The following is a 19,299-nucleotide window of genomic DNA, read 5'->3' on the forward strand; positions in this document are numbered from 1 at the left end:
CCGGGTCGGTAGGACTCGGGGCCTTCTCTGTGGCGTGGCCTATCGTGGCCGGATGACCACGATGGCCGCGCGCGACGCGACGATGTTCTGGCTGTCGCGCCGCGGCGCCAATGACGTGTTCCTGCTCTACTGCTTCGCCGAAACCGGCAGCACCACAGACGAACTCCGCGCTTTCCTCGCCGCACGTTCGGCGCGTATTCCGGATCTGCGGATCCGGATTCGGGAGATTCCGGGCAACCTCGACTATCCGCGGTGGGAACCCGCCGAATTCACCGCCCAGCAATTCGTCACGCATCGTCCCAGCGGGCTCGGCTGGCCCGCGCTGCTCGACCGTGTCGGCGAACTGCTGGGTACCGGTGTGAACGGCACCGAAAGTCCTTGGCGTGTCCATGTTTTCCGCGATGTGCGCGACGCGCCCGCGTCGGCGGGGCCCGTGCTGGTCGTCGTGCTACAGATATCGCACGCCCTGGCCGACGGCACCAGAGCCGCCGCTGTCGCGCGTTCGCTGTTCGCTCCGGCGCCGGTGGGCGAAGTTATCCCCAGCTCTCCCGGTGTACCTGTGGACAACTCGGAAGATCCCCCGGTCGAGCCTGTGAAAACTCCTGCACGGCCTGTGGATTACTGGGGACAAATCTGTGCATGGGGTACCGACGCGAGAGTCGCTGGGGTGCTGAGGTTTCCCCGGCAGCTGGTGACCACCGCGCGCCGGGGACGTGCGGCGCACCGGGCCCAGCGCGAGCTCGCGGACCGCACCGCGGCGGGGAAGGTGCCCGCGCCGACCAAGGGTTTCGCGCCGAACGCGCTCAATCCGAGCGCTCCGGTCGGGGTATTCGACCATCGGGTTCGCATGCTCGTCGTCGACGCCGAACGCATCCGCGTGCCCGGCCGCACCGTGACAGTCGTTGCCCTGACAGCGATTTCTCGCGCGCTCATCACCTACCTGGCCGAGATCGGCGACCGCCCCGACCGGCTCGGCACCGCCCTGCCGATGGCATTGCCCGGCACGGCCGCGGCGCACAACCACTACCGCGGCCTGTCGATCGATCTGCACATCGACGAACCCGACCTCGCCCTCCGCGCCGGGCTGATCGCCGCCGACCTCGCGACCCGCCGCGAGCGCGCGCTGAATCCACTGCTCGCCGTGCAGGATCGGGTCGGCGCGACGGTCCCGGCGGTCTTCGCCGCCCGCGACGTGGCCAGGGCCGACCTGGACGGCGTGCCCGCCGCGCTGGACGGCAACACCGTGGTCTCCAGCGTGTACCGCGGCGCCGCCGATCTCGCGTTCGCCGGTGCTCCTGTCCTGTTCACCGGCGGTTTCCCCGCGCTCGGCACCGTCATGCATCTGACCCACGGCGTGCACGGCATCGGCGAAACCATCGCGCTGTCGGTGCATGCGGACGCCCGGGTCCTGCCCAATCCGGATCGCTATCTCGCCCTGCTCGCCGATTCGCTGGACGCGGTGGTGGCGTCGCACCGCGAGGCGAGCGGGGTCTAGTCGCGCTTCCTGGTCAGTTCGACGCCGACGGCGCGCAAGGCGGAACGCAGCGCGGTGGCGGCGTCGGTGCCCGCGGCCTCGCCTTCCATCAGGCCGTCGATGCGGAACGGGCAGAAGTAGCCGGTTCCGTTGTCGCCCTGGTGTGGTCGGTCGATCTCGATGAGCGGCCGGGTCGCGCCGTTTCTCGTCGCTATCGCGTCGGCGAGGGCGGCGTCGGCCGCGCGTGGATCACGGCGCCGGGTGCCGGGGAGCGCGGGGGCCGACTGGGCGTGCACCCGCTCGTACCAGTCGATCACCTCGGATGGCGCTGCGCGCGTGCCGGTTTCGTAGTGGCCGAGGGCCGCGCGACTGTACGGGACGCGGGTGGCCAGCGCGGTCAGGGATAGTCCGGCTTCCTCGCGGAGCTGTCGTAACCGTGCCCCGACGACGGTGGTCTCGCCGTTCCCCTGCTCGCCCCGACTGGACATGGACACACCGTAGCGAACTGTAGACGTTTGTAGACGCTTTTTGCTGTCCAAAAGGTCTTGACGACGACCATACTTTGCTGCGGTGGCTTCGACACCACCATACCGCGCCACCCGTGCAGCACCGACTGGTTCGGAGGGGACAGATGGACATCTACCTGTGGATTGCTGTGGGACTGTTCGTGTTCGGAGCGCTGACCCGCTACCTGTTCCTGCTACCGCCCGTGGAGCCGGGGCGGCCGACCGTCGGCGACATCCGCCGCCGGCTTCAGGCCGAGCGCGAACTCCCCGGCCACGACTCGACGGTGCCGTCGGTGCGGACCAGTTCCGACAGGAGCTTCTCGGCGTCGGACTTCTCCCTGGCCAGCGCGCTCCAGCCGCGGACCACACCGTCGGGGCCGGACTTCGTCGTCCACGAGCCGACCGCATGAGCGCCCTGGGGGTGCAGCGAGTAGTAGATGGTGCCGATCGGCCGCGCGACATCCATGCCACGCACCCAGCCGGTGAGCGCGTCGCCGTCCCACACCCGCATCTCGCCGCGCATCTGCGCGGACGGGTCATCGTGCGCCGCAGCGGATTCGGCGGCCGAGTCGATGAGCAGGTGGTCGCCCTCGTGCCGGATCGTCACCGGCGTTACCTCGACCTCGTCGCCGTGGTTTGCCGCTTTCTGCCAGGCTGCCCACCAGCGGCCCGCCAGATCGATCCGGTTGTCGACGATGCCCGCCAGCTCCGCGAGCGAGATCTGCAGCGCGTCGGCCAGCCGGATCGCCACCGGCAGCGTCGGCGACTGTTCCTCCGATTCGTACCGGGTGATCTGCCGCGAGCTCACCCCGATCGCGGTCGCGAGCGCGGGCTGCGAGAGCCCGAGCAACCGCCGCCGCTCCTGGATCACCTTCCCCGTCCCGGTGTTCATACAGTCATCGCCTCCATCGCCGGCCCCTACCGTCACACCCTGCTGGACACATCCGCACCAGACCCGCCCACATCGCGGGCCGCCATCCGTGGTCGCGAAGACCGCTGGCGCGCCGCGCATGCCGACTGCGTGGCCGATTCTCCCATCTTCTCGCTTCAGCAGGCTCGTTTCGTGCTGACTCAGCACGACGGCTGCGGTCCGCGCTGCCTCCAGCACCTGGCGGCCACGGCCTACAGCACCGGACTGATCGAGGACATCTGAGACCGGCCGCGACATGACGAGCGACACGTTGACGAACTCGTTGCGAGACGGCGAACCCGCCTCGAACGCCGTTACCGTCGAAGGTATGAGTGCGGACCCGGCATCGGAAAGCGACGGCGACACGATTACCGAACGCCCAGCTCTGCGCCCGCGCTGGCGGCTGCGCCGCCCGTTCGTCCTGCCCTCACAGCGTGCGACGGCCGACAACATCACCATGGCCCCCACCCCGCTGCAGCCGATCGACCTCACCGACGACGCCGAGGTGTCGCAGGTGCTCGATCTGGCCGTGCGGGTGGGGGAGGTGGTGCTGGCCGCCGGCACCGGTGTCATCGACACCTCGGCCCAGGTCCGCTTCATCGCCTCCACCTACGGCCTGGACAAGTGCGATATCGACGTCACCTTCGACGCGATCCGTATCTGGGCCGATCGCGGCCCGCGGTTGCCCCCGGCCAGCGATATGCGGGTGGTGAAGTACCGCTCGCTCGACTTCACCCGGCTGGCCGCGGTCGACCGGCTGACCCGGCGGATCCGCAGCCAGGTCGTCCCCGTCGACCAGGCGCACGCCGCGCTGGACGAGATCGTCTCCGGGGCGCACCCGTATCCGCGCTGGGTGTCGACCATGGGCTGGTCGCTGCTGGCGGCGGCGATCGCGGTGCTGCTCGGTGGCGGCGCGCTGCTGGCCGTCATCAGTTTCGCGACCACGGCGCTGATCGACGTCGTCAACCGGGCGCTGCACCAGCTCGGTCTGCCGATCTTCTTCCAGCATCTGGTCGGTGGTGTCATCGCCGCCACGCCCGCCATCGCGTTGGCGGCGGTCAGCGATCACTGGCGGGCCGACGCCGCGCTGATCGTCGCCGCGGGCATCACGGTGCTGTTGTCGGGGCAGCAGTTGGTCGGTTCGGTGCAGGACGCCATCACCGGCGCGCCGATCACGGCGGCGGCGCGCATGCTCGAGGTGGTGATGATGACCGGCGGCATCGTCGCCGGTATCGGCCTGGCGCTGCGAATCTCGACGATGCTCGGGATCGCCGTGCCCGAGATCGCCGCGAGCGCGGGCCGCGACACCGAGTATCTGGCGATCAAACTGAGCGCCGGTGCGGTGGCCGCGATCGCCTTCGCGATGGCCTGTTACGCCGAACGCCGGGCGTTGTTCGCGGCCGGGTTGAGCGGCGCGGCGGGCACGGTGGCCTACCTGGTCGCCCAGGACATCGGGTTCGGTCCGGTGGTCGCGTCCGGGATGGCGGCCACGCTGATCGGCCTGGCCGGTGGTCTGATGGCGCGCCGGGCGCTCACCCCGCCGCTGGTCGTCGCGGTCGCGGGCATCACGCCGCTGCTGCCGGGTCTGAAGGTGTACCGCGGCCTGTACGCCCTGCTCGAGGACGAGACCCTGCTCGGTTTCGGGCAGATCCTCGGCGCGTTCGGTGTCGGGTGCGCACTGGCGGCCGGCGTCATCCTGGGTGAATGGTTCGACCGCTTGCTCAGCCGCCGTGGCGCGCCGCGCGACTTCGACCCGACCTACACCAGCGATCGCTGAACTACGTCTGGACGAGGGTGCGCGGCCCGTCGGCCGCCGTCTCGGCGGGCGCGGGGTCCTGCACCCGCGGTTTGCCCGCGGCCCAGCGCATCTGGCTGCGCGCCGCGGGGGCCTCGGTCGAGGCGGGGATCACGAGCAGCGCCAGGTCGGCGCCGTTGCTGCCGACCAGGTGCATGATGCGCGAGGCAGGCTCGGCCGACGTCGCGGATTCGGTGGCATGCCAATCGAATCCGAGCCGGGCCAGCTTGCCGATCCGCGGCGAGACGGCCTGCACCAGCTGGTGCAGTTCGGTCATCGGCTGGTCGGTACGGGGCCACCAGGCGCCGTCGATCGGGCCGGTGATGGCATGTCGCTCACGCAGCATCAGCCGGATCGGCCCGGCCGCGTCGCGGCCGATGCTCGTGGTCTGAGGTGAGGTATTCACTACGAGTTTTCTTCCTGAAGTCTGGGGGCGCGGTCGAAGAACAATCGACCGGCGCACGCCGTCCGTTTACGGACGGGCACTGGGGTTGGGTACCCACTCCGCTGTGTCGGCACGCACACATCTGGGACGGCGGCGACACCGGCGGGTGGGTGGTGGGGGTTTCCCGCACCATCGGGGCTTCACTCTACGGAAGCCCACCGACAGATCCACCGATTAAACGAACAGGGCCCCGACCGGCGAACCGATCAGGGCCCTGCTGTGGCGGAGGATAGGGGATTTGAACCCCTGAGGGCGTTAACCCAACCCGCGTTCCAGGCGAGCGCCATAGGCCACTAGGCGAATCCTCCGTGGAGCAGCATAGCGGTCCCGGTGCCCCGGTGTAAAAACGGGTCGGGTCGGTCAGGGCGGTTGAGGAGACTATACGGCTCCGTACACTGAGTGCTCGGGCCGCTCATCCGCTGGTCCGGCCGAGCCGATATGAGGTGGAACACGTCGTGGGTACCGCGCGCACACCCCGGGAGCGCTGGGTGGAGGAAGGCCTGCTGGTGCTGGCCGCCGCCGGTGTGGACGCGGTGCGGGTCGAGGCGCTGGCCAAGCGCATCGGCGTCACCAAGGGCGGGTTCTACGGCTATTTCGCCGACCGGGAGGCGCTGCTCGTCGCGATGCTCGAGCAGTGGGAGCGGGAGGCGGTCGACCAGGTGCTCGAACAGGTCGAGCACGCGGATGACCCGAAAGCGCGGGCCCGGCTGGCGGGCGTGCTCACGTTCTCCAGCGACCGGCTGCTGCCCATCGACCTCGCGATCCGTGACTGGGCCCGCCGCGACGCAGACGTGGCCGAGCGGCTACGGCGGGTCGACAATCGCCGAATGGCGCTGTTGCGCGAGACGATCGGCGCCTTCTGCGCCGACCCCGATGAGGTCGAAGCCCGCAGCCTGCTCGCCTTCTGCGCGGTGATCGGCAAGCACTTCCTCGCCGCCGACCACGAGGGCCGCACCCGCAACCAGGTGCTGGCCCGCGCCGCGGACCTGCTGTTCGAGCGGCGCTGAGTTACTTCTTCAGTCCCGTGAGCGCCTTCTGCGCCTGGGCTTTCGCGACCGTGGCGACCTCGTCGGTGTTGATGGTCTCGCCTTCGGCCCGCGAGAGAGTGATCTGGACCTTGACCGAGACGTTGCTGTCGGCGACGCCGACGGTGTAGGTCAGCCGCGGCCCGACGACATCGCGGGTCTCGGATTTCCAGTAGCCCTGCGAGCCGATCCCGCTGACCTCACCCGACGCCAGACCCGAACCCGAAGTGCCGGTGTCGTATTCCTTCCATCGGGTGTAGGAGGGGTCGCCGTAGGCGTCGTTGAATTCGACGTCCAGCTCGATCCTGGCGTCGTTGGTCTGGTATTTGCTGCGGGCCGACTTGCTCGAGTAATCGGCGGTGCACGACAGCCTGCCGCCGGTGGAACTGGTCGGCTGGGTTTCCTTGTGCTCCGGGCTGCCCTTGGGGTCCGAGGACCACTTCTTCAGCACCGTCGGGTCGATGAGCGAGCACGCGTTGGAGACCGAGGCCATCGTGTAGTCGCCCTCCATCTTCTTCTTGCGGTCGTTCTCCATCGACGTCAGCGGGTCGGACGGGTCGTCGCGGGTGGCGACCGCGACCCCGACCACCCCGATGCTGACCACCGCGAGCAGGCCGACGACACCGGCGATGATCAGCCCGTTCTTGTTGCCGGGAGGTCGGGGCGGCATCGCGTAGGCGGGCTGCTGATAGCCGGGCGCGTTGTACGGGGGAGTGGGCTGCGGCGGATAACCGGCCTGCGGCATCGACGGAGCGGACGGATAGGGCCCGTAGCCGGGCTGACCCTGCGCCGGAAAACCGAATCCCGGTTGCGGCTGCTCGGGCCCCGCCGCCGGATTGAACACAGTGGGATCGGCGCCCGCGTTCGTCGGCGTCGACCACCAGTGCACGGTCGGATCGGACTGTCCAGGCTGATCGCCGGATCCCTGCTGCGAATTCGTCATCTTCGGCCCCCTCCGGTTTTCGATACGGGTTCGCCCCGTCGATTCGTCGCGATCGTATCGACCCCCCGCTGCGGAGGGCACATCGAACCGCTACACTGGCCGACGGATCCCGCGCGGCGCGCATCCTGTGAACTCCCCCAGGGCCGGAAGGCAGCAAGGGTCAACGGGCTCTGCCGGGTGCGCGGGGTCCCCTTTATTCTCGGGGACCTCCGCCTGATCGATCCGCCTACGCACCTTCGCAGCGTGCGAGCCTGATCCGGCTCCGGATACCCCACCGATTCCGAGCAACCGCCGGGTAACGTTGCGAGTGTCGGCACGCGCAGCGTGCACCACCCACCTTGCTGCTTCGAAAGGCTGCCCAGGATGCCCCGGCAAACGCAGATCGGTTTGATGAGCCACGCGGAACTCGTGTCCGAGCACGAGTCCCAGACCGCGAATTACGCGACGCTCCAGACCGAGAAGCTCACCCTGGATCTGACCCGAGGTAAGCCATCGCCGGAACAACTCGACCTATCCGCGTCGCTGCTCTCCCTCCCGGGCGACGGCGACTTCCGCGACGGGTCGGGTGTCGACTGCCGCAACTACGGCGGCCTCAACGGTCTGCCCGAACTGCGTGCGATCTTCGGTGAACTGCTCGGCATCCCGGTCGAGCAACTGATCGCGGGCAACAACGCCAGCCTCGAGCTCATGCACGACAACATCGTCTTCGCGATGCTCTACGGCACCCCGGACTCCCCGCGCCGCTGGGCGTCGGAGGAGACGATCAAGTGGCTGTGCCCGGCCCCCGGCTACGACCGGCACTTCGCGATCACCGAGGCGCTCGGCATCGAGATGATCGCCGTCCCGATGAACAACGACGGCCCCGACACCAGGGCCATCGCGGCGCTGCTGGCCGACGACCCGCAGATCAAGGGCCTGTGGGCGGTGCCCAACTACGCCAACCCGACCGGCGCCGTCTTCTCCGAAGAGGTTGTCCGCGAGCTGGTTTCGATGAAGGCCGCCGCGCCGGACTTCCGGCTGTTCTGGGACAACGCCTACGCGGTGCACCCGCTCACCGACACCGCCGCGCCGGTGCTCGACGTCCTCGGCATGGCCGCGGCGGCGGGCAACCCGAACCGGCCGCTGGTCTTCGCCTCGACCTCCAAGATCACCTTCGCCGGCGCCGGCGTGAGCTTCTTCGGCGCGTCCAAGGCCAACCTCGACTGGTACCTGGCGCACGCGGCGAAGAAGAGCATCGGCCCGGACAAGCTCAACCAGCTGCGGCATCTGCGGTTCTTCACCGACGCCGAGGGCGTGCGCGAGCACATGCAGAAGCACCGCAGGCTGCTCGAGCCGAAGTTCGCGCTGGTGCGCCGCATCCTCGAAGACCGGCTCGGCGCGTCGAAGGTCGCGTCCTGGACCGAGCCCAAGGGCGGCTACTTCATCAGCCTCGACGTGCTCGACGGCACGGCCGCCCGGGTGATCGCGCTGGCCAAGGACGCGGGCATCGCCCTCACCGCCGCCGGTTCGGCGTTCCCGTACGGCAAAGACCCCGACGACAAGAACATCCGCATCGCCCCCTCCTTCCCGCAGTTGCCGGAACTGGAGAAGGCGATGGACGGGCTGGCGACCTGCGTGCTGCTCGCCGCCACAGAGAAGCTGCTCGAGGAGCACTGAGCGAGCGGGCCGGGCGCGCGGTGGCGCGCCCGGCCCCGGCTCAGCTCGGCTTGTGCACCAGCACGCCGAACATCGTCACCGAGACGTGCACGTCACCGCGATCGGCGCCGGCCTGCAGGTCGGCGATCAGTCGCGCGTGCTCGTCCTCGGTGATCACCCCGCGCAGCACCGCCAGCCCGGCGATCCGGCTGACCAGCGCGCCGGCGCCGACGCTGCGGTCCTGCACCAGCGCGTGCGAGCCGATCTCGTCGACGACCAGCCCCGCACCGCTGAGCAGCCCGGCCAGCCTGCGCCCGGACAGCGGGTTGGTGGTCGAGGAGATCAGGGTGTCGATCACCGCGCCGACCACCCTCGGATCGCCCGGATGCACGATCGAGGTGGCCCAGTCGCTGTCGACGACCACCGCGCGGCCACCGGGCCGCAGGACCCGCGCGATCTCGGCCGCGGCCCGCGCGGGCGCGGTCAGGTGCTGGAACACGCGTTCGCAGAGCACCGCGTCGAAGCTCTCGTTGCCGAACGGCAGGCCGTAGGCGTCGCCGGTGGCGAAGGTCGCCGTCGAGTCGCGCTCGGCGGCGCGGCGCTGGGCCGAGGCGAGCAGGTTCGGATCGGGTTCCACGCCGACGGCGGTGCCGGTCGGGCCGACGGCGTCGGCGAAGACGAACACCTCCGAGCCGGTGCCGGAGCCGATGTCGAGGGCGCGCTCGCCCGGTCGCAGGGCCAGCGCGGCGTGACTCCAGGCGCGTAGCCTGCGCATCCCGGGCTGGGTGACCTCCAGGTCGTGGGCGTCGATCAGTTGGTCCTGGCCCGCTTGATCGAAGCGGTCAGGGCGAGGGGTGTAGTCGGTCATACTTACCGCCATCGTGGAAGCTGCAGTCCTCGGGAGCATGGACCCAGAGGCTACTAGTGAAATGTGTCACGATGAATGTATGACTCGAACGCTGTGTCTCGCGCAGGAGGCCGAAGCCGACGAACTCCTCAGCACCGATGATTTCGCGTTGCTGCTCGGCATGCTGCTGGATCAGCAGTATCCGATGGAACACGCGTTTCGCGGGCCACGCAAAATCGCCGACCGGATGGGTGGATTCGATCTGCGCCGGATCGCCGAGGCCGATCCGGCCGAATTCGAGGAACTCGCCGCCACGCCACCGGCCATCCATCGCTACGGCCGCTCCATGGCCCGCCGGGCCCAGGCGTTGGCCCAGTACGTCATCGAGCACTACGACGGCGTGCCCGCCAACCTCTGGACCAGCGGCGACCCCGACGGCAAGGAAGTGCTGCGCAGGCTGCAGGACCTGCCCGGGTTCGGCGCGCAGAAGGCCAAGATCTTCCTGGCACTGCTCGGCAAGCAACGTGACGTACATCCCACCGGCTGGCGAAAGGCCGCGGGGTCCTACGGCGACGAGGGTTCGCGCCGCTCGGTCGCCGATGTGGTCGACGCCGAAACTCTCGCCGAAGTAAGGGAATTCAAGAAGCAGGCGAAGGCCGCCGCGAAATCCGCCGGGTGAATTCTCGGTTACGATCTGCCTGCTTTTTTCCCTCGTCATCGGTGGTGATCTGCTCGAAGCTGGCTTCTCGAACAGCTCAACGACTGATGAGGGATTGGCAGTTTTATGAAGATGAGGAAGCTCGCCGTGGTTGCGGCGCTCGTGACCATGGCAACCGGTGTTGCTGCGGGCACCTCCAACGCGGCTCCGGCGCCGGTCGAAGAGGCCGCACCGATCAACTACTCCGCCGAGGTCGTCGAGGACTCGAAGGCTGTCATCACCACCGATGCGGGCTCGCTCGTCGTCGAGGACGGTGCCTTCAAGGTCAAGGCCGCCAACGGCACGACCGTCGCCGGCACCCCGCTGACCTTCCGCCTCGACGAGTTCGAGCTGCCCATCGCGGCCGAGATCTCGGGCAACAAGGCCACCCTGACCCCGGTCTACGACGCCGCCAAGGCCGTCTACAAGCCCGTCGCCCTGCCGTTCGAGAACCAGGCCCCCTGGAAGAACGAGTACGAGCGTGAGCAGGCCGCCTGGTCGCGTCTGACCTCCACCATCTCCATGGGCGCCACCATCGGCACCCTGGTCGGCGGCCTCGGCGGCGCGGCGGTGGGCTGCATCGCCGGTGCCGGTGCCGGCCTCGTCGCGACCGGTGTCCTGCTGGCCCTCTTCGGCGCCGGTCCCATCGCGGGTTGCGTCGTCGGCGCCACCACCATCGGCGCGCTCGGTGTGATCGCCGGCCAGATCTTCGTGACCGCCCCGGTCGCGATCGGTGCCGCGATCCAGTACTTCATCACCATCACCCAGCCGGTCCCCACCCCGGCTCCCTCGCCGGCCAAGTAGTCACCCGGCTCGGCGAACCCCTCCGGAAGCTCGTTTTCCGGAGGGGTTCGTCGTCTCCCCGGGGAGACCTCGATCGCCATTGCGCGCCCCACCCGACGCTCTGAGCTGCGAAAACGTTGTGCGGCGCGACACAATCCGCCGGTTCGGGTTGGACGGGCCAGGATTCGGTGTTAGCTTGATTGTTATGTCCGGCAACCATCTCCTCGCCAAGCGGGTCACCTACGTGACCGCCGCTATCGGCTTGCGGTTGCCGTTGACGCGTGAACTTTGTCGTTCCTGATGCTGCAGCTGAGCCTTCTGCGGCTCGCGAGCTGCCACGCCCTACGTGTCGGCAATTCCGTTGGGACAACGGGATTTCAGCAAGGAACTTCATATGTCTACTCCCATCATCGATCGTCCCGCCGCTCGGACGGGCGCCGGTCGCTCTCGGGTATCCCGTCCCGTCGTCGCCCCCGAACTGCGCCGTAGCGACAACCCCGCCGCCGCTGTCCTGCGGACCGCCGCCTCCGGACCGGTCTCACGCGACAACGCCGCGCGGGCAACGGGTCTGAGCATCGCCACGGTGAACCGGCAAGTGGCCTCGCTGCTTTCGGCCGGTCTGTTGCGCGAGCGGCCCGATCTGACCGCTGCCGGCGCGGTCGGCAGGCCCCGCGTGCCGTTCGAGATCGACCACGACGCCTACCTGACCCTGGGCATCCACATCGGCGCCGCCGCGACCAAGATCGTCGCCGCCGATCTGCGCGGCCGGATCCTGGGCGGCCTCGCCATCGCGACCCCGCAGACCGGTCAGGAATTCGCGGTCACCACGGTCGCGCGCAGCGCCAAGGCGTTCCTGCAGCGGTGGCACCGGCGCACCCCGCTGTGGGCGGGCGTCGCCATCGGCGGCCGGGTGGACCCGCATACCGGCGTGGTCGACCACCCCAAGCTGGAATGGAAGGGCGCCCCGATCGGGCAGGTCCTCGGCGACGTGCTGGAGCTGCCGGTCTCGGTCGCGCCGCACGTGGAGGCCATGGCCGCGTCGGAACTGCTGCTGCCGACCTTCGACGCGCGCAGGCCCGAGCCCGACACCGAACTGCCCGCCGCCCAGAACGGCAGCAGCCTCTACTTCTACGTCCGTGAGACCGCGGGCATCGCCGTCACCCTCGACGGTCGCGTGCACACCCCGAACAACGGTCCCGGTTCCATCGCGCACCTGCCCACCGGCTCGGACGTGCAGTGCACCTGCGGCCGTCGCGGCTGCTTGGAAGTGACCGTCGGCGATCGCGCGCTGCAGGCCAGGGCCGTCGGCCGCGGCATCATCCCGGCGCACAACGGCACCGCGGGCACCACCATCGCCGACCTCTACCGGGCCGCGGAGTCCGGCTCCGAGGGCGCGCGGGAACTGCTCGCCGAGCGGGCCACGATGCTCGGGCAGACCGTCGCGCTGGTGCGCGACATGCTCAACCCCGACCGCGTCGTCCTCGGCGGCCAGGCGTTCACCGGCTATCGCCCCGCGCTGCCGCACGTGGCCAGGGCGTTCACCCAGAGCACCCAGCTCCCGCCCACCGACATCCGGATCAGCGGATTCGGCGGCAAGGTGCAGGAATTCGCCGCCGTGGTCACCTCGCTCAGCGCGCTCTACGCCGACCCGCTGGCGGCCATCCGCCGGATCTGAGCGGCGCCCCGGACAGGCCGACGGCCGCTTCGGCACTACCGAAGCGGCCGTTCGGCATTCGTCAGCGGGGGTTGAACGCGCCTTCCAATGCGGTGATGAAGTATGGGAACTGCGCGGCGAAGCGGTGCAGGTTCCGGTCCCGGTCGTAGCCAGCGAACCAGTAGAGGCCGGGCTGGGAATCGGCCGACGGATCCATGTCGCGGAAGGCGCGGATCCAGTTGTCGGCCCGGCCGCTGATCACCGTGTACGGCAGCGCGCGCGAGAACACCGTCTCCTGATCGATCGGCGGGATCTGTTCGCGAGCAACGGTATCCAGACCGCGCTGCATGGCGCGCACCCGGCCCGCGACGGTGTCGCCGAGGGTGGTCCTGGTCGGCAGGTAGTTCGGCAGCAGGACCGCGGCCACACCGGCCAGCGCGATCGCGACGCCGACCAGCGCGTGACCGGCGGTCAGCGCGAGCACTACGGTGGCGATCACGCCGAGGACGATCAGCGCGCCGCCGAGCCAGCGGGGCAGCGCGCGCTGCTTCGGGTCGGCGAAGGCGCCGGTGGCGACCGCGTCGGCGCGCATGGCGGCACGGACCGGGTCGAGCTGCATCCGGCCCGGCGCGCGGAGCTCACGCACGGCGACGGTGTCGGTGCCCTCGGGCAGCAGCATGTCGTAGACGGTGCGCTCGTAGTCGCGCAGCTGGTCGTCGGGGGCGTTGACCCGGCTGATGCGCCAGTCGTCCTCGCCGCGCGCGTTCACCGGAGTGATCCAGATGTAGCGCCGGACCGCGAGATCGACCACGGTGGCGGCGATGTCGACCGGATCGACGTGCTCGTCGAGCAGCAGACCGGCCTCGCCGGGCAGCACGCCGTCGGGGGAGACGAAGTCCACCCGGCCGCCCTGCTGGACGATCGGCTGGAAGGTGTCGCTGCCCGCCAGCGCGGCCGCGGCGCGCTTCCTGGCGGTCAGGACGTAGGCGACCATCGCCGCCAGCGCCAGCAGCAGCGCGCCGAACGCGGCGAGGACCGGGGTGGTGAAGGCGAAGAAGTTCTCCGAGTCGCCGCCGCGCACATCGGCGTTGGCGGGCACGGTGCCGGGCGGCAGCTGCAGGGTGAGGTCGATCGCATCGCCCTTACGCAGATCGCGCTGGCTCAGGTACAGCACGCCGTCGGGTTCGGTGTGCACATCGGCGCACGGCTTGGGATTGCCCGCCGGGCCGAGTTTGCAGTCGACGATGCCCATTTGATAGCTGGGGCTGATCACCGAGACGTCGAGCGCGGCGATGTCGGCGTTCATCACGCCGAGCCAGTGGAACACCTGGGTGCCCGGTGCGTCGGAGACGGTGTTGTGCAGCGAGTAGGTGAACTTGGATTCACCAGGCTTCGACTCGACGACGAACTGGTCGTCGACCGTGGTCGCGGTGCCTGCGCCGCTCGCGGTGACGTCGGTGACTTTGAAGATCCGCTCGACATCGTCGCCGACCTTCAGGCGCAGTGGCAGTGACATCGTGAAGTTTCCATCGGCGGGCACCCCGACGGTCTCGGTGACCTGGAGCACGCCGTCCTCGGTCAGTGTGAGATCGGCGGTGATCGTGACGCCGGCCGGCGCGGGCTCCGTGTGGGCTACCGGCGCGGCCGCGAGCAATCCCGCCGAAGCGAGCAGCAGCGCGCCTGCGGCGCCCCCCCGAAAAGTCAGCATGGCTGCTTACTCTAGACAGCTTGCTATTCTGCGTCAGCGGCTGTCGGCGACTCACGAGACGAGGGGGTACGGGGGACGTGACCCAACCACCGTACGGTTATGGCCCGGTCGGTCCAGGTGGACGACCGGTTCCGCCGCCCCCTGGCTATGGACCGCCCCCGGGATATCGACCGCAACCAGGCTATGGTCCACCTGGTTATCAACAGCCGCAAGGTTATCCACAGGGTTACGGGCCCAGGCAAGGCTACGGCCCGCCCTCGGGATACCGGCCACCGCCGATGCCCTATGGTCCGCCCGGCAGGCCCACCCCGCCGCCGCGCAAACGCCGCGGCGGTCTGACCTCGCTGTTCCTGGTGATCGTCTTCCTCGTGGTCGGCGGCCTGGTGAAGTTCGCCGTCAGCACCGGCATCGACGCAGGCATCGGCGCGATCGGCCCGAAGCCGAGCACCACCTACACCCCGCAGCCCGGCACCGCACCGGCAGCCACCGGCGACAACCCGCTGCTCACCGACTCCGACGGCACCCTGGTGCCCGCGTCCTGCGACTACGCGCCATGGAGCACCCAGGTCGAGAAGGCGCGTGCCTTCTTCGAATCGGCCGCGACCTGCCTGGAGGCGGCCTGGAAGCCGTTGCTGGCGGCCAACAACCTGCCGTTCGAGTCGCCGACGCTGAGCGTCACCGCGACCACCGCGGGCATCACCACGCCGTGCACCGGCTCGACGAGCAACTTCGCCGCCTTCTACTGCGCGGCGAACAAGACCATCTACATGCCGATCAGCCAGCTGCAGACCGATCAGTTCCGCGACAACTGGGTCGTCTACCTGTCGGTGTTCGCGCACGAGTACGGCCACCACGTGCAGGCCCAGTCGGGCATCCTGCGCAAGGCCAACTCCGAACGCGTCGACGCGGGCGCCCGCTCGCCCAAGGGCCTCGAGCTCTCGCGGCGGGTCGAATTGCAGGCCAACTGCTTCGACGGCATGTTCATCGCGTCGTCGAAGGGCGGCGGCTCGCTGAGCGCCGCGCAGGTCACCGTCGCCACCAAGGACTCCTACGGCCGCGGCGACGGACCGGGCGACATGCGCGATCACGGCACCTCCGAGCACGGTGGGCAGTGGTTCGAGGCCGGGCTGCAGCGCAACCTGACCGCCCAGTGCAACACCTTCACCGCCGCGGCGAGCGAAGTGAGCTAGCGGTTTCCATCTTTCCGCGATTTCCGGCCGGACTCGGGCGAGATCAGTTGCCAGTTGCCGAACCTCGATGAACTGCTGGAGTGAGTGACGTGTATCCGCCGCAGCCGCCCTACGGCCGACCGGTTCCGCCCGCGTACGGCAGGCCGATGCCGCCGGGGTACCCCCGCCCGCTGCCGCCGCCGTACGGCTATGCGCCGCCGGGGTATCCGCCGCCGCGCCGGGGTGGCGGCGGGTGGTTCGGTTCGCTGCTGACCGTGCTGACGGTGTGTGGGATCGTCGGTGCGCTGCTGGTCGCGGCGGTCTCGCTGTCGGAGGACTCCTCGAAGCGCGACGTCGCCACGACGACGCCGCCGAGTTTCACCTACAGCAGTTCGGCCACGCCCGCGCCGACCACGACGAGCCAGACCACCGTGCGCACCTCGGCCCGCACCACCGCGCCGACGACGACGAAACCCGCTGGGCCGCAACCGGTGATCGCGCTGGGCCAGCATCCGCTGTTCCGCGACAACAGCGCCTTCCTGCCGAACATGGACTGCGATCTGCCGCGCTGGTCGACCGACGCGGCGACGGCCAAGGCCTTCTTCGCCGCCGCGCAGGGCTGCCTGGATCAGATGTGGCGGACCAACCTCGCCGCGGCGAACCTGCCGTTCCGCAGCCCCGGACTCGAGGTCGCGGTGAATCCGTCCGAGCTGTCCTCGCCGTGCGGCGGCGCCACCAGCGACGCGTTCTACTGCAGCGCGTCGAGCACGATCTACATGTCCACGGCCGGGCTGGTCCTGCACAACACGCCGTATCCGCCGATGGAGGCGCTGTCGGTGTACGCGCACGAGTACGGCCACCACGTGCAGGGACTGACCGGACTGCTGCAGGCCTCGTCGAACCAGCGCCGCGAGCAGGGCGCCACCTCGGTCGGCGGGCTGGAGACCTCACGCCGAATGGAATTGCAGGCCAGCTGCTTCGGCGGCATGTACATCGGTTCGGCCGAGGCGGGCGGTTCGTGGACCTCGCAGGAGGGCTACGCCGCGGTCAAGCACAACTACAACCGCGGTGACGGCAACGGCCGCCACCGCGATCACGGAACGCCTGAGCACAACGGCAACTGGTACAACCAGGGTTACTCGAAGAACCGCAACTTCGAATGCAACACCTGGTTGTCCCCGGCCGACGAGGTCAGCTAGGGGGTCAGTGACCCCCGTAGTGCCCCTCGCCGAAGCGGCGCGGCGAACTGCCGTGCACGCCTTCGGCATACGCGGTCTCGGCGTGCAGGGCGAAGTCGATGCCCGCGGTCTCGTCTTCCTTGCTCACACGGAACCCGATGACCTTGTCGATCAGCTTGCCGATCACGAACGACACCCCGAACGCGTACGCCGCGACCACCAGCACGCCGACCAGCTGCTTGCCGAGCTGGGCGAAGCCGCCGCCGTAGAACAGGCCGTTCACGCCGCCGGTCATCACCTCGGTGGCGAGCAGGCCGATCAGGACCGTGCCGACGATGCCGCCGACGAAGTGCACGCCGACCACGTCGAGCGAATCGTCGTAGCCCGCCTTGTGCTTCCAGCCGACGGCGAACGAACACACCACACCGGCGGCCAGGCCGACGATCACCGCACCGAGGGTGTTGATCACGCCGCAGGACGGGGTGATCGCGACCAGGCCGGCCACCGCGCCCGAGGCCGCGCCGAAGGTGGTCGGCCTGCCGTCGCGGATCTGCTCGACGATCAGCCAGCCGAGCATGCCGAGGCTGCCCGCGACCAGCGTGTTCAGGAAGACCGCCGCCGCGGTGCCGGTGGCGCCGAGCGCGGAACCGGCGTTGAAGCCGAACCAGCCGAACCACAGCAGGCCGGCGCCGAGCAGCACGAACGGCAGGTTGTGCGGACGCATCGCGTCGATGTTGAAGCCGATGCGCGGGCCGAGTACCAAAGCCAGGGCCAGCGCCGAGGCACCCGAGGCGATCTCCACCACGAGGCCGCCCGCGTAGTCGAGCGTGCCGAAACCGAGCAGCCAGCCGTCGGGACCCCACACCCAGTGCGCGATCGGGGCGTACACGGCCAGCGTCCACAGCGGCACGAAGACCATCCAGCCGGAGAACTTCGCGCGGTCGGCGATCGCGCCGGAGACCAGGGCGGCGGTGAGGATCGCGAAGGTCAGCTGGAAGGTGACGAACAGCAGCTCCGGAATCGTGCCGCGCACCGAGTCGGGGTTGATTCCGGCCAGGCCGACGTGCTCGAGATCGCCGATCAGGCCGCCGCCCGCGTCGTCCCCGAAGGCCAGGCTGTACCCGGCCACCAGCCACACCACCGTGACCAGCGGAATCGCGATGAAGCTCATCATGAGCATGTTCAGTACGCCGGTGGAGCGCACCATCCCGCCGTAGAAAACAGCCAGCGCTGGCGTCATCAACAGCACCATGGCGGTAGCCGCGAGAAGCCAGGCGGTGGCCGCAGGATCGATCGTTGCGGGCACGGTAACTCCTTTCACGCGTGATTGCGTTGCAAGGAAATTACCGAATGCTCACCATCCGTGCTGGTGTCGGCCGGGTTCTAGCCGCGGTTTTCCTTCGCCAGTGCCCTGGTGCCGCGCTTACCGGGAACGGGCAGGTCATCACCGTCGGCGAGCCATTCGGCGGTGATCAGCCAGCGCCGCTGGGCGTGCGCATCGGCCACATCGAAGAAGACCCGCCTGCCGCGATCGTCGCGTGCGTCCCTGGCCAGCGCCGCCCAGCTCGGGGGCCTGCCGCGCTCGGCGGTGTGCTCGACGACGAAGCCGGCGACGAGCTTGCCGATCATGTTGACCGGCTTCTGCGACACCCGGTTGCCGTACTTGGTGGTGTGCCAGCGGCGGGCCGGGCACAGCGAACCCGGATTCGCGTTCGAGGCGATCCAGCCCGCGCGCTGCGCACGCTCGATCAGCCACAGATGCTTGACCGCCGACGGCGCGATCTCGCCGACCCGCTCGGCGATGAGTTCGGTGATCTCGGCATCGGCGAGGATGTCGCGGCGGGTGGGGCCGATGCCGTGTTCGGACCAGTGCGCGGCGGCGAGCCGGGCCAGGATGCGGCCGAACTCGTCGATGCTGCGCTGGGCGCGCCTGCCGAGCCGCTCGATCCGCTCGGCCTCCCGGCGCATCTCGTTCTGCGCGGTGAGGGTACGGATGGCCGCCATCGTCGGCACCTGCCCGCGTTCGAGCAGTTGCAGGATGGCGGCTGCGGTCGCCGGGTCCGCCGCGGCGGCGACGGGCAGCGAATCGCGTTTGATGTCGAAGTCCTGGGGGCTGATCGCCCGGCTCAGCAGTCCGACCGCGGCGTGGTCGCCGGCGAAGTCGGTGTGGGCGAGCCAGGCGGCTGCGATGTCATCACACGACAGCACGGTGAAACGTTCCTCCGGTCGGCGGTGGGGGAGCGATACGGTGCGCGAAGGTTGTGCCCCGGTCGGGATGAGGGACCGGCCGGGGTCACCAACCTGATGAAGGTTTGGCCACCGAAGTTGCCGAGATCCACGGTAGCCAGGGGCTTGCGCCGCTGTCACGACGATTGATTGTTTCGTTACATCCAGAAAGGGACCGTCAATCGGGGAACCGGTACGCATTTCCACGGCAACCAGGATTGATTGCTGTTCTTCTGGCGATTCGCCGCGCGCGATGCAGTCGTTAGCTCCGTCGTAACGCTTCACTGACCGGGTTTGCCCACCC

General features: G+C 69.3%; 17 protein-coding genes, 1 tRNA gene and 1 other RNA gene. 10 read left to right on the plus strand and 9 right to left on the minus strand.

What is annotated here, in order from left to right:
* The first annotated feature begins 52 nt into the window (after positions 1-52).
* Complete coding sequence (locus tag ATM97_RS28640; protein WP_218721299.1) at positions 53-1,495, plus strand: wax ester/triacylglycerol synthase domain-containing protein; 1,443 nt, start codon at positions 53-55, stop codon at positions 1,493-1,495.
* Here the strand turns inward: ATM97_RS28640 and ATM97_RS28645 are convergent.
* Positions 1,492-1,962 carry a helix-turn-helix transcriptional regulator gene (locus ATM97_RS28645; protein ID WP_218721300.1) on the minus strand — a complete coding sequence of 157 codons (471 nt, stop codon included), beginning with the start codon at positions 1,960-1,962 and terminating at the stop codon, positions 1,492-1,494. The genes ATM97_RS28640 and ATM97_RS28645 overlap by 4 nt on opposite strands.
* 265 nt (positions 1,963-2,227) lie before the next feature.
* Positions 2,228-2,872, minus strand: coding sequence for a helix-turn-helix domain-containing protein (locus tag ATM97_RS28650; protein WP_218721301.1), 645 nt, complete (start codon positions 2,870-2,872; stop codon positions 2,228-2,230).
* A 346-nt stretch (positions 2,873-3,218) separates the two neighbouring features.
* Between ATM97_RS28650 and ATM97_RS28655 the strand changes: the two genes are divergently transcribed.
* Positions 3,219-4,667 (plus strand): threonine/serine exporter ThrE family protein, encoded by a 1,449-nt coding sequence (locus tag ATM97_RS28655; protein ID WP_218721302.1) that lies wholly within the window; start codon positions 3,219-3,221, stop codon positions 4,665-4,667.
* Between the two features lies 1 nt (position 4,668).
* On the opposite strand, the gene ATM97_RS28660 is transcribed toward ATM97_RS28655, so the two are convergent.
* Together ATM97_RS28660 and ATM97_RS28665 are read right to left on the minus strand one after the other, a co-directional pair.
* Positions 4,669-5,091 (minus strand): DUF5994 family protein, encoded by a 423-nt coding sequence (locus ATM97_RS28660; RefSeq protein WP_218721303.1) that lies wholly within the window; start codon positions 5,089-5,091, stop codon positions 4,669-4,671.
* A gap of 259 nt (positions 5,092-5,350) precedes the next feature.
* Positions 5,351-5,438: transfer RNA gene (locus ATM97_RS28665), tRNA-Ser, on the minus strand.
* Between the two features lie 147 nt (positions 5,439-5,585).
* Between ATM97_RS28665 and ATM97_RS28670 the strand changes: the two genes are divergently transcribed.
* A complete protein-coding gene (locus ATM97_RS28670; protein WP_218721304.1) occupies positions 5,586-6,137 on the plus strand; it encodes a TetR/AcrR family transcriptional regulator in 552 nt (183 codons plus the stop codon).
* A gap of 1 nt (position 6,138) precedes the next feature.
* On the opposite strand, the gene ATM97_RS28675 is transcribed toward ATM97_RS28670, so the two are convergent.
* Positions 6,139-7,098 carry a hypothetical protein gene (locus tag ATM97_RS28675; RefSeq protein ID WP_218721305.1) on the minus strand — a complete coding sequence of 320 codons (960 nt, stop codon included), beginning with the start codon at positions 7,096-7,098 and terminating at the stop codon, positions 6,139-6,141.
* A 101-nt stretch (positions 7,099-7,199) separates the two neighbouring features.
* On the opposite strand from ATM97_RS28675, the gene ffs reads away from it, so the two are divergent.
* Together ffs and ATM97_RS28685 are read left to right on the plus strand one after the other, a co-directional pair.
* Positions 7,200-7,294: signal recognition particle sRNA small type (ffs, locus tag ATM97_RS28680), an RNA gene on the plus strand.
* Between the two features lie 167 nt (positions 7,295-7,461).
* Complete coding sequence (locus ATM97_RS28685; RefSeq protein WP_218721306.1) at positions 7,462-8,754, plus strand: aminotransferase class I/II-fold pyridoxal phosphate-dependent enzyme; 1,293 nt, start codon at positions 7,462-7,464, stop codon at positions 8,752-8,754.
* Positions 8,755-8,794: 40 nt separating this feature from the next.
* Here the strand turns inward: ATM97_RS28685 and ATM97_RS28690 are convergent, their stop codons facing one another.
* Complete coding sequence (locus tag ATM97_RS28690) at positions 8,795-9,601, minus strand: methyltransferase domain-containing protein (RefSeq protein ID WP_218721307.1); 807 nt, start codon at positions 9,599-9,601, stop codon at positions 8,795-8,797.
* A 79-nt stretch (positions 9,602-9,680) separates the two neighbouring features.
* Between ATM97_RS28690 and ATM97_RS28695 the strand changes: the two genes are divergently transcribed.
* The 3 genes from ATM97_RS28695 to ATM97_RS28705 all read left to right on the plus strand — a co-directional run bounded on the left by ATM97_RS28695 (position 9,681) and on the right by ATM97_RS28705 (position 12,735).
* Positions 9,681-10,259 (plus strand): HhH-GPD-type base excision DNA repair protein, encoded by a 579-nt coding sequence (locus ATM97_RS28695; RefSeq protein ID WP_218721308.1) that lies wholly within the window; start codon positions 9,681-9,683, stop codon positions 10,257-10,259.
* A 105-nt stretch (positions 10,260-10,364) separates the two neighbouring features.
* A complete protein-coding gene (locus tag ATM97_RS28700) occupies positions 10,365-11,081 on the plus strand; it encodes a hypothetical protein (RefSeq protein WP_218721309.1) in 717 nt (238 codons plus the stop codon).
* 373 nt (positions 11,082-11,454) lie between these two features.
* Positions 11,455-12,735, plus strand: coding sequence for an ROK family transcriptional regulator (locus tag ATM97_RS28705; protein WP_218721310.1), 1,281 nt, complete (start codon positions 11,455-11,457; stop codon positions 12,733-12,735).
* 61 nt (positions 12,736-12,796) lie between these two features.
* Here ATM97_RS28705 and ATM97_RS28710 read toward each other — a convergent pair whose 3' ends face one another.
* Entirely contained in the window at positions 12,797-14,422 is a 1,626-nt protein-coding gene (locus tag ATM97_RS28710) for a DUF2207 domain-containing protein (RefSeq protein WP_218721311.1), read from the minus strand.
* Positions 14,423-14,700: 278 nt separating this feature from the next.
* Between ATM97_RS28710 and ATM97_RS28715 the strand changes: the two genes are divergently transcribed.
* Positions 14,701-15,612 (plus strand): neutral zinc metallopeptidase, encoded by a 912-nt coding sequence (locus tag ATM97_RS28715; protein WP_218721312.1) that lies wholly within the window; start codon positions 14,701-14,703, stop codon positions 15,610-15,612.
* Positions 15,613-15,692: 80 nt separating this feature from the next.
* The gene (locus ATM97_RS34920; RefSeq protein WP_308248654.1) at positions 15,693-16,790 is read left to right on the plus strand and encodes a neutral zinc metallopeptidase; all 1,098 of its coding nucleotides are present in this window, start codon (positions 15,693-15,695) and stop codon (positions 16,788-16,790) included.
* Between the two features lie 4 nt (positions 16,791-16,794).
* Here the strand turns inward: ATM97_RS34920 and ATM97_RS28725 are convergent, their stop codons facing one another.
* Entirely contained in the window at positions 16,795-18,075 is a 1,281-nt protein-coding gene (locus ATM97_RS28725) for an ammonium transporter (protein WP_218721313.1), read from the minus strand.
* 77 nt (positions 18,076-18,152) lie between these two features.
* The gene (locus ATM97_RS28730) at positions 18,153-18,977 is read right to left on the minus strand and encodes a hypothetical protein (protein WP_218721314.1); all 825 of its coding nucleotides are present in this window, start codon (positions 18,975-18,977) and stop codon (positions 18,153-18,155) included.
* Between the last annotated feature and the right edge of the window lie 322 nt (positions 18,978-19,299).

The organism is Nocardia sp. MH4 (assembly GCF_019266065.1).
Lineage (GTDB): Bacteria > Actinomycetota > Actinomycetes > Mycobacteriales > Mycobacteriaceae > Nocardia > Nocardia canadensis.

Excerpts from the sequence above, each read along its gene's own strand:
- ATM97_RS28640 (WP_218721299.1), top strand. The coding sequence starts at position 53 with ATGACCACGATGGCCGCGCGCGACGCGACGATGTTCTGGCTGTCGCGC.
- ATM97_RS28645 (WP_218721300.1), bottom strand. The coding sequence starts at position 1,962 with ATGTCCAGTCGGGGCGAGCAGGGGAACGGCGAGACCACCGTCGTCGGG.
- ATM97_RS28650 (WP_218721301.1), bottom strand. The coding sequence starts at position 2,872 with ATGAACACCGGGACGGGGAAGGTGATCCAGGAGCGGCGGCGGTTGCTC.
- ATM97_RS28655 (WP_218721302.1), top strand. The coding sequence starts at position 3,219 with ATGAGTGCGGACCCGGCATCGGAAAGCGACGGCGACACGATTACCGAA.
- ATM97_RS28675 (WP_218721305.1), bottom strand. The coding sequence starts at position 7,098 with ATGACGAATTCGCAGCAGGGATCCGGCGATCAGCCTGGACAGTCCGAT.
- ATM97_RS28685 (WP_218721306.1), top strand. The coding sequence starts at position 7,462 with ATGCCCCGGCAAACGCAGATCGGTTTGATGAGCCACGCGGAACTCGTG.
- ATM97_RS28690 (WP_218721307.1), bottom strand. The coding sequence starts at position 9,601 with ATGACCGACTACACCCCTCGCCCTGACCGCTTCGATCAAGCGGGCCAG.
- ATM97_RS28695 (WP_218721308.1), top strand. The coding sequence starts at position 9,681 with ATGACTCGAACGCTGTGTCTCGCGCAGGAGGCCGAAGCCGACGAACTC.
- ATM97_RS28700 (WP_218721309.1), top strand. The coding sequence starts at position 10,365 with ATGAAGATGAGGAAGCTCGCCGTGGTTGCGGCGCTCGTGACCATGGCA.
- ATM97_RS28705 (WP_218721310.1), top strand. The coding sequence starts at position 11,455 with ATGTCTACTCCCATCATCGATCGTCCCGCCGCTCGGACGGGCGCCGGT.
- ATM97_RS28710 (WP_218721311.1), bottom strand. The coding sequence starts at position 14,422 with ATGCTGACTTTTCGGGGGGGCGCCGCAGGCGCGCTGCTGCTCGCTTCG.
- ATM97_RS28715 (WP_218721312.1), top strand. The coding sequence starts at position 14,701 with ATGCCCTATGGTCCGCCCGGCAGGCCCACCCCGCCGCCGCGCAAACGC.